This is a genomic window from Streptomyces sp. NBC_01515 (genome assembly GCF_045040345.1).
Lineage (GTDB): Bacteria > Actinomycetota > Actinomycetes > Streptomycetales > Streptomycetaceae > Streptomyces.
The window spans coordinates 10659085-10672960 of the sequence record NZ_CP109416.1; the positions used below are offsets into that span (position 1 = coordinate 10659085).

12 protein-coding genes are annotated in these 13876 nt (G+C 71.4%); 1 reads left to right on the forward strand and 11 read right to left on the reverse strand.

The annotated features are described in order from the left end of the window. Positions 1 to 17: 17 nt before the first annotated feature. From OG407_RS47100 to OG407_RS47110, 3 genes are read right to left on the reverse strand one after another with little or no spacing between them, the layout of a single operon-like run. Entirely contained in the window at positions 18 to 1964 is a 1947-nt protein-coding gene (locus OG407_RS47100) for a primary-amine oxidase (protein ID WP_405867286.1), read from the reverse strand. Continuing rightward, a complete protein-coding gene (locus tag OG407_RS47105) occupies positions 1961 to 3508 on the reverse strand; it encodes a gamma-glutamyltransferase (RefSeq protein WP_405867288.1) in 1548 nt (515 codons plus the stop codon). Before OG407_RS47105 ends, OG407_RS47100 begins: the two co-directional genes overlap by 4 nt. After that, positions 3505 to 4158: a cyclase family protein gene (locus OG407_RS47110; protein ID WP_405867290.1), complete on the reverse strand. Its 654-nt coding sequence runs from the start codon at positions 4156 to 4158 to the stop codon at positions 3505 to 3507. The genes OG407_RS47105 and OG407_RS47110 overlap by 4 nt, the downstream gene beginning before the upstream one ends. Before the next feature lie 137 nt (positions 4159 to 4295). On the opposite strand from OG407_RS47110, the gene OG407_RS47115 reads away from it, so the two are divergent. Continuing rightward, positions 4296 to 5000 (forward strand): GntR family transcriptional regulator, encoded by a 705-nt coding sequence (locus OG407_RS47115; RefSeq protein ID WP_405867292.1) that lies wholly within the window; start codon positions 4296 to 4298, stop codon positions 4998 to 5000. A gap of 62 nt (positions 5001 to 5062) precedes the next feature. Here the strand turns inward: OG407_RS47115 and solA are convergent, their stop codons facing one another. From solA to OG407_RS47155, 8 genes are all read right to left on the reverse strand, one after another. Beyond that, complete coding sequence (gene solA / locus OG407_RS47120) at positions 5063 to 7537, reverse strand: N-methyl-L-tryptophan oxidase (protein WP_405867294.1); 2475 nt, start codon at positions 7535 to 7537, stop codon at positions 5063 to 5065. Then, positions 7534 to 8991, reverse strand: coding sequence for an aldehyde dehydrogenase family protein (locus OG407_RS47125; protein WP_405867296.1), 1458 nt, complete (start codon positions 8989 to 8991; stop codon positions 7534 to 7536). Before OG407_RS47125 ends, solA begins: the two co-directional genes overlap by 4 nt. Before the next feature lie 11 nt (positions 8992 to 9002). Then, positions 9003 to 9854 carry a creatininase family protein gene (locus tag OG407_RS47130; RefSeq protein ID WP_405867298.1) on the reverse strand — a complete coding sequence of 284 codons (852 nt, stop codon included), beginning with the start codon at positions 9852 to 9854 and terminating at the stop codon, positions 9003 to 9005. A gap of 93 nt (positions 9855 to 9947) precedes the next feature. Continuing rightward, positions 9948 to 10406: a cytidine deaminase gene (locus OG407_RS47135; RefSeq protein ID WP_403589116.1), complete on the reverse strand. Its 459-nt coding sequence runs from the start codon at positions 10404 to 10406 to the stop codon at positions 9948 to 9950. Further along, positions 10403 to 11167, reverse strand: a complete 765-nt coding sequence (locus OG407_RS47140; protein ID WP_405867300.1) for an amidohydrolase family protein — start codon at positions 11165 to 11167, stop codon at positions 10403 to 10405. The genes OG407_RS47135 and OG407_RS47140 overlap by 4 nt, the downstream gene beginning before the upstream one ends. Before the next feature lie 26 nt (positions 11168 to 11193). Next, on the reverse strand, positions 11194 to 12177 hold the full coding sequence (locus tag OG407_RS47145) for an ABC transporter ATP-binding protein (RefSeq protein ID WP_405867302.1): 984 nt from the start codon (positions 12175 to 12177) through the stop codon (positions 11194 to 11196). After that, a complete protein-coding gene (locus OG407_RS47150; protein ID WP_405867304.1) occupies positions 12174 to 13187 on the reverse strand; it encodes an ABC transporter ATP-binding protein in 1014 nt (337 codons plus the stop codon). Before OG407_RS47150 ends, OG407_RS47145 begins: the two co-directional genes overlap by 4 nt. Further along, positions 13184 to 13873, reverse strand: a complete 690-nt coding sequence (locus OG407_RS47155) for an alpha/beta hydrolase (RefSeq protein ID WP_405867306.1) — start codon at positions 13871 to 13873, stop codon at positions 13184 to 13186. The genes OG407_RS47150 and OG407_RS47155 overlap by 4 nt, the downstream gene beginning before the upstream one ends. Between the last annotated feature and the right edge of the window lie 3 nt (positions 13874 to 13876).

Sequence of the window (13876 nt, forward strand, 5' to 3'; positions counted from 1 at the left end):
GGGGAGGGGAGGCGCGGTCAGCCGCAGCAGTGGTCCGGGGTCGTGGGGCCCGGCGTGTGACAGGAGTTGGGGGCGGGCACGTCCAGCGCCGGGTTGCGGTCGAAGAAGCCGTCCGGCTCCAGCCGCAGCCGGGCCTTGGCCACCGGCATCACCGGCCACTCCTCGGGACGCGGGAAGTGGTGCGAGCCGACCGTGGCCCACAGCACGAGGTCCGTGCCGTCCAACGACCGGTTCTCCTCCTGCCACTTGTGCACACCGTCCGCGCCCGGCTCGGCCTGGTTCGGGTACTCGCCGCCGACGAACCGCCGGTCCGCGTCGTAGGCCGTGGCCCACAACTGCCGCCCCACGAACGGGGCTCGGCGGGCGCACACACTGTCCTCCCGCACCGGCAGCACCGCCGTGTTCTCCAAGTGCACGCGGTACGCGGTCGGTTCACCCATCCGGTTGCGGGACCCGGTGCTCTCCACCCGCCAGTGCAGCCCACGGGACGGATCGGTGCGCAGGGCTCCCTCCGACTCGCTGAGGATCGGCCGCAGCACGGTCCGGGCCGCGTTGCCGTACGGGTCGAGGACCGGGTCGGGCTCGTGCTCGGCGGTGACCTCCACCAGCCGGTTGGGATCGCCGTCCACCGCCATGTCGAGGCGGACGCTGAAGAAGTGCTGGTGATTGGTGACCGCGACGTTCGGCGCGACCCGGCGCGCGTACGGCGTCGCCTCGTCCTCCTCGACGCCGGTCGCGGAGAGGATGCCGGTCATCTTGATCTCCAGCATCACCGAACCGTCCTGGTACAGCGACCAGTAGAAGCCGTAGTCGTAGTTGGCGACGGTGGCGAACGTCGAGATGATCAGCCGGCGCGAACGGCGCACCTCCGTACGACGCGTGCGCCCGTCGTGGTGCTTCCACAGAATCCCGTCGTCCTCCTCGTGCACACAGACCGCGTTGGGGATCAGCCGGGGGACGCCGTCGCCGCCGAGCACCGCCGCGTCGAAGTACTGGATGACACCGAGGCAATCGCAGCCCAGCGCAAGGGAGTTGGTGAGCGGGCCGGCGCCGTACTCGCCCCAGTCGAAGAAGTTCTTGCGGTACTGGGTGGAGGCCGTGTCGAAGTAGGGAACGTACATCTCGTTGACGGCCGCACGCCGGATCACCTGCCGAGGACCCTTCCCGGCCGCGGCGAAGGCGAGGTCGTGCAGCACGAGCCCCTCACGATGACTGAAGCCGACCCGGACCGACCATCCCTGCCAGTCGATCCGTTGCCCGGTGACGGTGAAGCTCGGCCCCTCGGGCTGGACGACCTCCAGCGGCTTCAGCCCCGGCCGCTCGGCCACCGTCCCGGCCGCGAACACGCCCGACTCCTCCGACAGCGGCACCACCCCGTGATCCTCGATGTGCAGGATCTCCATGGTCTCCATGTCGATGATCGGCACCACACCCTGCACCGGGCGCGCATAGCCGTTGTCGTCCTCGGAGGTCCGGTGCCAGACACTGCCCCAGGTCAGCCGACGGCCCGCGTACTCGGGCGGCTCGAATCCGCCGATCGACTCCGGGTCCACCATCACCAACGACACGTCGTGGATCCCGCGCAGCGCCAGCGCCTCCCGGAAACGCGGGTCCGCCCGACAAGCGGCTGCGGCCTGCCGCGCCTCCTCGGAGGAACAGCCCGGACTGCGTACGTCCAACTCCCGCCAGGCGGTGGTCTGCGGCTTGTCACCGAGTTCGAGATCGACCTCGAAGGCGTGGCGCGCGGAGGTGGAGAACACGACCGCGCGGGCCCGCCGGGAGTCCCCGGGAGCGGCACGCCGGGCATGGTCCTCGTCCAGCGCCACACCCCAGAAGCGCGAGTCGTCGGGTACTCGGGTGTCGGCTCTCAACACCCCTACAACTGTGGCTAGTTCGGTGACGGTGAGCGGGTCCAACGGATGCGGTGCGTCGGCCGGTGCGGGTTCGGGGGCCAGAGTGCTCACGGAGTGCTTCCTTCCAAGATGGTGCCGCCGTCGGCGCGCGGATCGGATGCGCCGTCCAGCCGGCCGTCGGCGGACAGTCGTACGGCCTGGGTGTGACCGGCCAGATCGGTACGGCCCGGCGCCACGACCACCGGAACCACCGACGGGAACGCGTCCGCGTCCGCCGGTACGGACCTGGGTTCGGCCAGCAGGGTCGGCGTCTCATGGCCGATGTCGCGGGCGCCGATCACCCACCGGGACCGGTCCAGTACGGCGACCGGATCGGCGGCGGGATCCATCAGCTCGGGCACGGTCTGGGCGAGGATCTGCGGCTGCGCCCGACCACCCTGGCAACCGGCCGCGAGCAGCAGTTCGGCGGACCTGCCGAGCACCGGGCACAGGGTGTGCGGGGGCCGTAGACCCGGGCCGATGAGGGCGGGATGGCCAGGGAGCAGGCTGAACGCCGAGCCCCGGTTGTGCAGCACGATGCCCGTCTCCGGCTCGCAGATACCGGAGCCGAAGGTCTGGTAGACGCTCTGGATCAGCGAGACGGCCAGCCCGGAAGCGTCTACGGCGGTGATCGCGACGGTGTCCCCGGCGGGCCGGAAGGACGGCTCGGGCGGTCGCGCACCGGCGAGTGGAACCGGGCGCAGCAGTCCGTCCAGGTCGATGGGCGAGGGGCCGAGCGGGTCACCGAGCAGCAAGTCCCGTGCCGCCGAGGCGTCTTGGCAGCGGTCGGCCAGCACGCCGGTGCGTTCCGGCTCGGACAACTTCGCCACCGAGGCCGCGGTCTCCAGTAGGGCCAGCAGGCTCGCCCCCTGGCTCGGCGGCGGGGCGGTCCACCAACGAGTTCCGGCCACGTCCAGCGTCAACGGCTCGACGTTCTCCGCCTGATGGGCCGCGAGATCGCTCGCGGTGAGCGAACTCCCGGCCCGGCGCAGGCCGTTCGCCAACGCCTCGGCGACCGCGCCCCGGTAGAAGGACGACGGATCGTCGGCGAGTGTCCGTAGTACGGCGGCCAGTTGGGGCTGGGGGAGTGGGTCGCCCTCGTCGAGTGGTGTGCCGCCGGGGCCGGTCAGCAGTGCGGTGAGCCCGGGGTCCGCGCCGATCTGCGGGGCCCGTTCACGGATGGCGCGCGCCAGACCGGCCGACACGGTGGCCCCGTCCTCGGCCAGTTCGGCAGCATCCCGCAGTGCGTCGGCCAGGGCGCCGGGCGTGCCGTAGGCGTCGGCGAGCGCGGCCCAGCCCGCCACCACACCGGGCACGGTCACCGTCTGCGGCCCCTGCGCGGGCATCCGCCGGTCGGCGGCGCGCAGTGCCTCGACGTCTACGGCCTGAGCGGCGGCCCCCGCTGAGACCACCGCGCGGACCGAGCCGCCCGGGGGGTGCACGAGCGCGATCAAGTCGCCGCCCAGGGAACACTGGTGGGGGTAGACGACGGTGAGGGCGGCGGCTGCCGCGAGCGCCGCGTCCACGGCGTTGCCGCCTCGCCCGGCCGTGCGGCGGGCCGCCGCCAGCGCCGCCGGGTGCGGTGCGGCCAGGATCAGCGGGGAGGCGGCTGTCACGCCGCGTCCCTCGGGAGGAGCACGGTGCGGGAGGGGGCGGCTTCGGCGCCCTGGAGGGGCAGGGGGAGGGAGAGCATGTCGTAGACCCCGGCGGGGGCGTGCAGAAGGTCCACGACCTCCAGGATCAACACCTCGGCGGCGCAAAGGAGTTGGTGGGTCTCCCAGTGGGTGGTGTAGGCGACCGCCTCGATGCTCAGGTAGTCGATGCCCGCGGTGCGTACCCCGGCCTCGATGAGCCGCTCCGCTCCGTCGGGGGCCAGCCCGACCCACTCCCGGGCCTTCCACGGGCTGCGCAGGACGCCCTCGGAGTTGCTGGTGCGCAGCAGTACACGTTCCTCGGTGCCGAGGCCGGCCGTGTCGAGGTCGGCGGCGGTGATCTGCTCCTTGACGTGGGTGAGGTCCAGCACGCGCGCGGTGCCGTTGAGGGCGGTCAGGTCGAGCCGGTCGACCGTCTTGCCGCCGTCGATGAAGTGGGCCGGAGCATCGATATGGGTGCCGGTGTGGGCGCCGATGCGCCAGCGGCTGACGTTGGAGGGATCGCCGGCGGTACGGGACTCGACGATCTCCACCTCAGGGCGGCGGCCCCAGTGGAGCATGCCGGGATGGATGGGAACGGACACGTCGATCGCCTTGGCGAAGTCCAGATTCATGCGGCCCTCCTATTGGATGCGGATATCATGGAAGTGGATCCAAAAACGAGCGGCTGTGGATGCCCCCGGCCGCGTGGGAAACTGCTCCACCACCGCGCAGCCCCCGACCGCCCCCGAGAAGGGTTTGACCGACTCCGATGACGCCTGAGACTGACGAGAGTCCCCTCGTCGACGACATCGCGGCCCGCATCCGCGCGCGGATCATGAACGGCGAGCTGGCGATCGGCAAACCGCTGCGCCAGGCGGCGCTGGCCACCGAGTTCGGGGTCAGCCGCACACCGGTGCGCGAGGCGCTGCGCCAACTGCAGAACGGCGGGCTGATCGAGATGCAGCCGAACCGCGGTGCGGTGGTGCGGGTGCCCGCCCCCTGGGAGGTGCGCCAGGCCTACGAGGTCCGGGCCGAGCTGGAGGGAATGGCCGCCCGGCGCGCCGCTTCCCGGATCACGGAACGCGGGCTCGCGGCGCTGCGAGAACACAACGCGGTGCTCTGCGAGGCGGTGGCACGATCCGAGGGTGAGGTGAGGGACGCGGGCGGACTCACCACCACGGCGGCCAACGACTGTTTCCACACGGTCATCTGCGAAGCGGCCGACAACCCCTGGCTGACCCGGATGATCGACCGGATCAACGAGAGCTTCCCGCGCAATGTCTCCTCGCTCGCCCTCGCCGGCGACGAACGCCATCGGCACCTGAACATCCGTCAGCACGAGGCCGTGATCGACGCGTTGGCCGCGCACGACGCCGACCGCGCCGACGCGTTGATGCGCGAGCACGTCATCAGTTCCGGCGAGCATCTGACGGCCTGGTACGAGCGCCGTTCCCAGACGGTCTTCAACGGCTGAGCGGCGGGTCGTCCTGGGTGACCGGGGCGACTGGGGCGACCGGGGCGGCCGGGTGCGGGCCCTCACGGGGTGCCACCCGGGAACAGCCGTGCTGGGGAGAGGAAGTTCAGGTCCGGGCGGGCGATTCCGCACACGAGGTCGGCCAGTGCCTCGCCGATCGCCGGTCCGAACTTGAACCCGTGCCCCGAACACGCCGACGCGACCAACACCTGCGGCGCGTCCGGCACTTCGCCGACGACGAAACGCCGGTCGGCGGTCATCGTGTAGAGGCAGGTCAGGCTCTCCGTCACGGGCCCGGCGCCGGGTAGGACTTGGGCCACCGCCTCGGCCAGCAGGGCGAGTTCGTCGGCGGTCGCTTCGGGGCGGAGCGCCTGGGGGTCCCAGGGCGGGCCGCTGTCCAACCCTGCCTTGAGGCCGCGGCCGTCGGCCGCGGGGAACCCGTACAGGAGGCCCTGCGGCAGGTCGACGGAGAAGCTGCCCAGGCCGTCGGGGCCGAGTGGTCCGGCCGGGTCGGCGGCGAAGTAGGCGTTGACGATCCGAGTGACCGTCAGATGAGGTGCCAGGGAGGGGACTTGGGCCGCCGTCCAGGGGCCGGTGCACAGCACGAGGCGCCGCGTGCGCAGGACGGCCTTGCCGGTGCGGACCACGACCTCGTCGCCGTCCGGTTCCCAGCCGAGGACGGCGGCGTGGTCGTGGATGTGCGCGCCCGAGCGTTCGGCCAGGGTCAGTTGGGCGCGCAGTGTCTCCTGCGCGTCGATGATGCCGGCGCGCGGGTCGTGTACGGCCGTGAAGCCGGGAGGTAGTTGCAGTCCCGGGAAGATCCGTGCCGCCTCCTCGGCGTCGACCTCACGGCAACCGGGGCCGCGCAGCGGATCGGGTCGATCCTTCGGCGCCGCGTACAACCCGCCGGTGATGTCGAGCAGTTGGGCCTTCGAGGCGCCCTCCAGCTCCGCCCAGGCCCGGTACACCGTGTCGACCAGAGCGTCCCAGTCGGGGTGCGGATAGGCGCGGCGGATCATCCGGGTCGCCCCGTGCGAGGAACCCAAGTCGTGGTGCAGGCCGAACTGTTCGAGGCCGACGACGTCGAGTCCGCGCGCGGCAAGGTGACGCAGGGCGGCGCTGCCGTGTACGCCGAGACCGACGACGATCGCGTCGTGGCAGTGGTGAGAAGTGTGATGGACCGATGGGGTCGTCGGTGAGGGTGCGGGTGGTGCGGGATCGACCTCCGGCTCGGTGTTGCCCCGCCGTGTGTCTCCCGCTTCCCGTTGCCCCACGGCCGACGCCGTACCGCGCCCTCGCAGGCAGACGATCTCCCGTACCGCCTCCACCAGCGCGTCCAGATCGTCCTGGTCGTTGTAGACGTGGACGGACGCCCGGACCACCTTGGTCAGGCCCCGGTGGTCCATGTCCCAGCGGCCGTGGCCCGCCGGTACCGCGATCAAGTGGACGCGGCGGTAGGCGAGTTGGCGTTGTACCTCGGAGGCGTCCAGGCCGTCGACCACGAAGGTGACGATGGCGCCGGCGGCGGCGGGCGGGTCGGTGACCTGGACGCCTGGCAGGGCGGAGAGGCGGTCGCGGAGTGAAGCGGCGAGGGTGGTCAGGTGGTGGGCGACCGTGTCGACGCCTAGTGTGGCGAGGTCGGTCAGGGCGGCGCCGAGGCCCAGGCGCAACGCGTGGGCGGCTTCCCAGAGTTCGAAGCGTTTGGCGTCCGGGACCAGTTCCCAGCTGCGCTCGGCGGTCCAGCGGGCGCCCCGGACATCGGGCGCCTCCGGGGCGAGCCGGTCCAGGAGCGGGCGGCGTACCGCGAGGAGGCCGGTGCCGCGTGGGCCGCGCAGGAACTTGCGGCCGGTGCCGATGAGCAGGTCGCAGCCGATGGCGCTCATGTCCACCGGCAGTTGGCCGAGCGATTGGGTCGCGTCCAACAGGAAGGGCACACCGTGGGCACCGGCCAACGCGCCTATCGCCGCGGCGGGTTCGACCAGCCCCGAAGAGGTCGGGACATGCGCGGCCGTCACCAGCGCGGCCGGTCCCGCCCGCAGCGCTGCCTCCAGGGCCTCCAAGTCCACCGCTCCGTCAGGGCCGTTGGGCAGCAGCTCGACCAGGACGTCGTGGTCGCGTTCGACCGACAGCAGGTGCAGCGCGCTGCTGACGTAACTGGAGCGGGCCGCCAACACCCGGTCGCCGGGCCGCAGTCGTAGCGCCGACACGGCCCGTTGCCAGCCGGCCGTCGCGCTCTCGACCAGGGCGACCTCCTCCAGCCGGGCGCCGAGGAGTTCGGCGGTACGCGCGTAGACGGCCTCCAGAGCGGGAGCCGCGTGTTTCGCGGCCTCGTAGCCTCCGGACAGGCTCTCCGCGCGCAGGTGGTCGATGACCGCCTCGACGGTGCCGTTGGCGAGCAGCGCGGCGCCCGCCGAGTTGAAGTGGTGACCGGTGAACGAGCCGGGCGTACGGGCGCGTTCGGCCGCGACGTTCAGGGTGCGCGGGGGCGCCGGGTTCGGGGGCGAGGCGGCCGTCCCGGCCGTCACGGGCGCGCTCACAGGGCGATCGTCACGCTCTTGAGCTCGGTGAACCCGTCGACGGCGGCGTCGCCGAGGTCCCTGCCGAGGCCTGACTGCTTCATCCCGCCGAAGGCCACGGCGGGGTCGAACTCGTTGTACGTGTTGACCCACACGGTCCCGGCCTCCAGCGCGGCGGCCGTGCGATGGGCACGGGCCAGACTGCCCGTCCAGACGCCGGCGGCGAGGCCGTACTCGCTGTCGTTGGCCAGCGCGATCGCCTCCTCCTCGCTGTCGAAGGGCATGATCGTGGCGACCGGGCCGAAGATCTCCTCCCGCGCGATCCGCATGTCGGGGGTGACCTCGGTGAACACCGTCGGCGGTACGAACCAGCCGGGTCCGTCGGGGAGTTGACCGCTCACGGCCACCTCGGCGCCCTCGGCGCGTCCGAGTTCGACGTAACCCGTTACGCGGTCGTACTGCTCCTGCGACACCAGCGGACCGATGTTGACACCGCCCGACAGCCCGGGACCGATCCGCAGTGCCTCCACCGCCGGGACCAGCCGGTCCAGGAACTCCTTGACGATCGTGCGCTCCACCAGCAGCCTGCTGCCCGCCGTGCACATCTGCCCGGAGTGCCCGAACACCGCGCGCACCGCGTTCGGTACGGCCGCGTCGAGATCGGCGTCGGCGAAGACGATGTTGGGGGACTTGCCGCCCAGTTCGAGCGTGAGGCGCTTCAGCGACGGTGCCGCCGCGGCCATGATGTGCCGCCCGACCTCCGTGGACCCGGTGAAGGACACCTTGGCGACACCAGGATGCGCGACCAGCTCCGCACCCGTACGCCCGTCGCCCGTAAGGACGTTGACCACGCCCTCGGGCACGCCCGCCTCCAGGCACAGCGCGGCCAGCCGCAGCGCGGTGAGCGGTGTCTGCTCGGCCGGCTTGACGACGACCGTGCAGCCCGCCGCCAGGGCCGGGGCGAGCTTCCAGGCCGCGATCATGAAGGGGAAGTTCCACGGCAGTACGGCGGCCACCACGCCCACCGGTTCGCGGACGCTGTACACATGCCGGTCGGGGCCGGCCGCGTGCACGGTGCCCTCCAGACGGGTCGGGGTGCCCGCGAAGTGACGGATGGCCTGCAAGCCCAACTCCACATCGCCTCGGGCGCGTTCGATCGCCTTGCCGTTGTCCAGGGTGTCCAGCACCGCCAGTTGCTCGGCGTCGCGCTCCACCAGGTCGGCGAGGCGCAGCAGGATGTCACGGCGCTGCCGGGGCGGCAGGCCGCGCCAACGGCGGTCACGGTGCGCGGTGTTGGCCGCCTCGACCGCCGCCGACACTTCGGCGTGACCCGCTTGCACGACCGTGGTGAGCTGTTCCCGGGTGGCGGGGTCGAGCACCGGGATGCGTTCCGCCGCGGTGCCGGTGGTCCACTCACCGCCGATGAGCATGGGCTCGCAGTCCGGCAGTTGGGGGATGTCGATACTGAGGTCCACGGTGTTCTCCTTCACGCCTGGCGTCCGGGACGGTGAGTGGGGTCGGGCCACGGCTCGCGCACCGCCGTGGACACCGCCCGGGCTGTGGTCAGGACACAGCGGTCGAACTCCGCCTCGCCGTGCTTGGAGTTGGCGTCGGTCACATCCCTGCCCCAGACCCCGGTCTCGCTGACCTGGTCCATGCGGTAGTCCCAGAACGAGTCGACGTCGACGTGTGAGGTGGCCCGTTCCATCCGGACCAGCTCGGGCGCGAGGTGCAGCATCACGGACGTCTCGAAGAAGTTGGCGTGCATCAACGCCCGGCCGTAGGTGACGTGTCCGTCGACCTCGGGCCCCGGGTACATCGTCACGTACCCCAACGCCCGCACCCGCGCGTCCCGATGACGGACCCTCAGTTTCTCCGCCGACACGTCCAGCGCGCCGTTGTTCCAGATGTGCCCGTTGAGCAGGATGAACTGCCGTACTCCGGAGGCGTAGAGCGAGTCGATGACGTCTTCGACGACGGCGATCATGGTCTCCGGCCGCAATGCCACCGTCCCGGCGAAGTCGCCGTGCGACGCGGACACCCCGAAGCTCAAAGGCGGGACGACGGGCACGCCGGTCAGGGCGGAGACGCCCAGTGCGACCGCCTCGCAGATCCTGGTGTCCACGGCGAGGGGGAGATGCGGGCCGTGCTGTTCGGTGGCGCCGACCGGGATGATGACGGCGTCCTGGCCGGCGGCCGTGGACTCCGCCTCCGACCAGGTCAACTCCTCCCACAGCAGCGGCGATCCGGACCCACCCAAGCGCGCGGCGAGTTCGGGGACATCGAGCCCGGTGGGGATCGTTCGTCCGGACGGACCGGTGACGAAGACGGACGACATGGCTCTCCTCTCCTCGGGACCGATGGCGTTCGTCATCGGCACAGACCCTTCTCGGGACCGACGGCGTTCACCATCGGTCGGGATCGACGGCGTTCACCATCGGCGTCGGCTCTTTTCGGGCAGCAGGTCCAGGGCGCGCAGCGGGACGGGCTTGTCCCCGTCGACCGTGGTGACCCACACGGTGGCGTCCGGGCAGTAGTCGCTGATGAGTTCGCGGCACACCCCGCACGGCGCGATGATCCGGAACCACCCCGCGGGCTTGATCTGCACCGAGACCACCGACGTGATGTTCAGCTCGGCCCCGGCGGGCAGTGCGCCCCGGGCGGTGCCCATGGCGACCCCCTCGGCACAGATCGAACTGCGCCGGCAGGAACCCTCCACATGGACCCCGGTGTGCACCCGGCCGTCCGCGGTGCGCAGCGCGGTCGCGACCTCGTGGCGGCCCGACTGCCACACCTTGGCCAGCAAGTGCTGGGCGGTGGCGAGGAGTTCGACGTCGTCCTCGTCCATCGACGGCGGTACGGAGACGGGCCGCACGCCCATCGCGCTCATACCGTCAGCCCCAGCAGCCGGGCCATGTTGCCGCCCTCGACCAGCGCCCGGTCCTTCTCGTCCTCGACCGCCTTCGCGATCTTCATCCGCTCCAGGTCGAAGTCCGAGCCGGGCCACTCGCTGCCCATCAGGATCTTCTCGGGGCCCAGTCGTGCGTAGGCCCGCTTCACGTCGCTCATCAGCGTCGCCGACGTCTCCAGGTACACATGCGGCTGGCGTTCGGCCACGATGATCGCCTCCGGCACGTTCCACACCGCCCCCATGTGCGCGATGATCGTGTGGACTTGGGGGTGGTCCCGGGCGATCTCCTCGATGGCCAGCGGCGCGCAGAACGCGTCGTCGAGCGCGTTGATCAGCACCAACAGCCCTCGCCTCGCGCAGGCCTCGAAGACCGGGTCGAGCAGACCGTGGTCGGCTACGTGGTAGCCGTGCAGGCTCGGGTGCAGCTTCAGCCCCACCAGGCCCGCGTCGGCCATCCGGTCGATCTCGTCGAGCGCGTCGTCGGCCTGCGGCAGCACCTGCCCGAAGCCGAAGAACCGGTCCGGGTACGAGGCCACCAGCGAGGCGATGAAGTCGTTCTCGATGCGCTGCGCGAGCGAGCACACCATGGCCATGTCCACCCCGGCCGCGTCCATCCGGTCGAGGATGCGGCGCGGCTCGAAGGGTTTGTACGGCGGCGGGGCCTGGCCCTTGCGGGCGCCGGTGAGGTAGTCGGAACGGCCGCGGACGTCCTGGGTGGTGTTGTACGCGTCGATGATCAAAGCGGTTCGTCCTTACTCGCTACTCGCTACTCGCTACTCGCGACGTGCTGCTCGCTGGAGACCAAGGGCAGATGGCAGCGCACACTGCGACCCGGCGCGATCTCGCGCAATGCGGGCGCGCTGGTACGGCACCGATCCGTGGCGATCGGGCACCGGGTGCGGAACAGACAGCCCTCGGGCGGATTCGCCGGGTCGGGCAACTCGCCCTCCAGCACCTGCTGTTCGCGCGTGTCTCCGGGCCGCAGCACCGGAACGGAGGACAACAGGGCCCGGCTGTAGGGATGTGCGGGGGCGGCGAAGAAGGCGTCCCGGGAGGCGACTTCGATGATCTGGCCGAGATACATGACCGCGATCCGGTCGGCGATGTGCCGTACGACGCCCAGGTCGTGCGAGATGAACAGCATCGTCAGGCCCCGGTCGCGGACCAGGTCCGACAGCAGGTTCAGCACCTGCGCCTGGATCGACACGTCCAGCGCCGAGACCGCCTCGTCGGCGACCACGAACTGCGGTGACGAGGCCAACGCCCGCGCGATGCCGATGCGTTGACGCTGGCCGCCGGAGAACTCGTGCGGCCTGCGTCCGCCGGCCTCGGCGCCGAGACCGACCAGGTCGAGCAGTTCGGCGACCGCCTTCGCGGCCTCGGCGCGGGTGGCGCCGCGTGACCGGAGCAGGGGTTCGGCGACGATGTCAGCGATCCTGCGGCGCGGGTTCAGTGAACCGAACGGGTCCTGGAAGACCATCTGCAACTCGGCCCGGGTACGGCGTAGTTGGCGCCCGCGCAGCCGGGTGAGGTCGGTGCCGTCGAACTCGATCCGGCCCGAGGCGGGTTCGATCACCCGCAACAGGGCGCGGCCGAGCGTGGACTTGCCGCATCCCGACTCGCCGACCAGGCCGAGGGTCTCGCCCTGGAGGATGTCGAGGTCGACGTCCCGCAGTGCCCTGACCCGGCCGCCCGCCCGTCCCGGGTACTCGACGCGCAACTCGCGGGCCCGGATGAGCGCGGCGGTCATGCGATGCCTCCCTGGGAGCGGGCCGTGGCGCGGGCAGAGGAGGGCAGCACACAGGCGTCCAAGTGCCCGTCCTCGCCGTGCCGTTGCCGCAGCACGGGCCGCTCGGAACACGCGTCGTGGACGAAGGGACACCGGGGCGCGAACGCGCAGCCGGACGGCCGGTCCACCCCGGTCAGCGGACTGCCCGCGATGGTCGGCAGCCGTCGTACGACAGGACCGTCGATCGGTGGCACCGAACCCAACAGGCCCATGGTGTAGGGGTGTTGGGGGTGGAACAGCACCTCCTCGCGCAGCCCCTGCTCCACGATCCGGCCGGCATACATCACCGCCACCCGGTCGGCGACCTCCGCCACGACGCCCAGGTCATGGGTGATCAGCAGGACGGAGGTGCCGTGGTCGCGCTGGACGCGTTTGAGTACGGCGAGGACCTGCGCCTGGATGGTGACGTCGAGGGCGGTGGTCGGCTCGTCGGCGATCAGTACGGCCGGATCATTGGCCAGTCCCATGGCGATCATCACGCGTTGGCGCATGCCCCCGGAGAGTTGGTGGGGGTAGGCGCGGGCCGTGCGGTCCGGGCCGGCGATGCCTACCTCGCCGAGCAACTCCACGGCCCGGTGCATCGCCTGACCCCGCGTCACATCGCGGTGGGCGCGGATCATCTCGGAGACCTGGGCGCCCGCGCGGTGCAGCGGGTTGAGCGCGGCCAGGGCGTCCTGGAAGACGACCGCGATGTCCTTGCCGCGCACACCGCGCAACTCCCGCTCCGACGCGGCCACCAGGTCACGGCCCTTGAAGGTCGCCTCACCGCTGATGTGGGTGCGCGGACCGCGGTTCAGGCCGACCAGGCTCATCGAGAGGGCGGACTTCCCGGACCCCGACTCGCCCACCAGCGCGAGGACTTCACCCTGGTGGAGGGTCAGGTCCACTCCGTCCACGGCGGGCAGCCGACCGCCCGGAACGTCGAACTGGACGCGCAGGTCCCGGACTTCGAGCACGGGTGCCGACGTCATGAGCCCTCGCCCACGGCCACGGCCGCCGTGTGGATCAGGTCGGCCACGCGCTCCGGCCATACGAGGGTCGTGTAGTGGCTGCCCGGCACGTGCTCGACGGTGGCCTCCATCCGGGCCGCCATGTCGTTCTGGATCTCGGGGCGAAGGGTGCGGTCGTCGTCCGCGACCAGGTACCAACTGGGCAGCGTGCGCCAGGCCGGTTCGCCGGTCGGCTGCGTGAAGATGAGGTTCTCCGCCTTGCGTCCCTCCGCCTCCACCACGGCCCGCTGCTCGGGCGAGAGATCGGGGCCTATCTCCGCCCAGAACTCCTCGCTCGTCTCGGACTTCCACTCGCCGTTCGGGCCGCGCCGCATGTACTTGGAGATCTCGGCCTCCTCGTACCGCTCGACGATCTCGTTGACCGTCTCGCCCTCGTCCGGCCCGAACGCGGCTATGTAGACAAGGCCGTTGACCCGTGGATCGCGGCCGACGTTGCTGATGACCGCGCCGCCGTAGGAGTGTCCGGCCAGCAGCACCGGGCCCGTCGTCTCCGCCAGCACGGCCGCAGTGTTGGCGATGTCGTCCGCCAGCGAGGTCATCGGGTTGGTGACGGTGAACAGCCGGTGGCCGCGGGCGGTCAGCAGGGGCTGGACCGCCGACCAGGTCGTCGGCCGTCCGCCGGCACCGTGGACCAGCACGATGTCCATGCG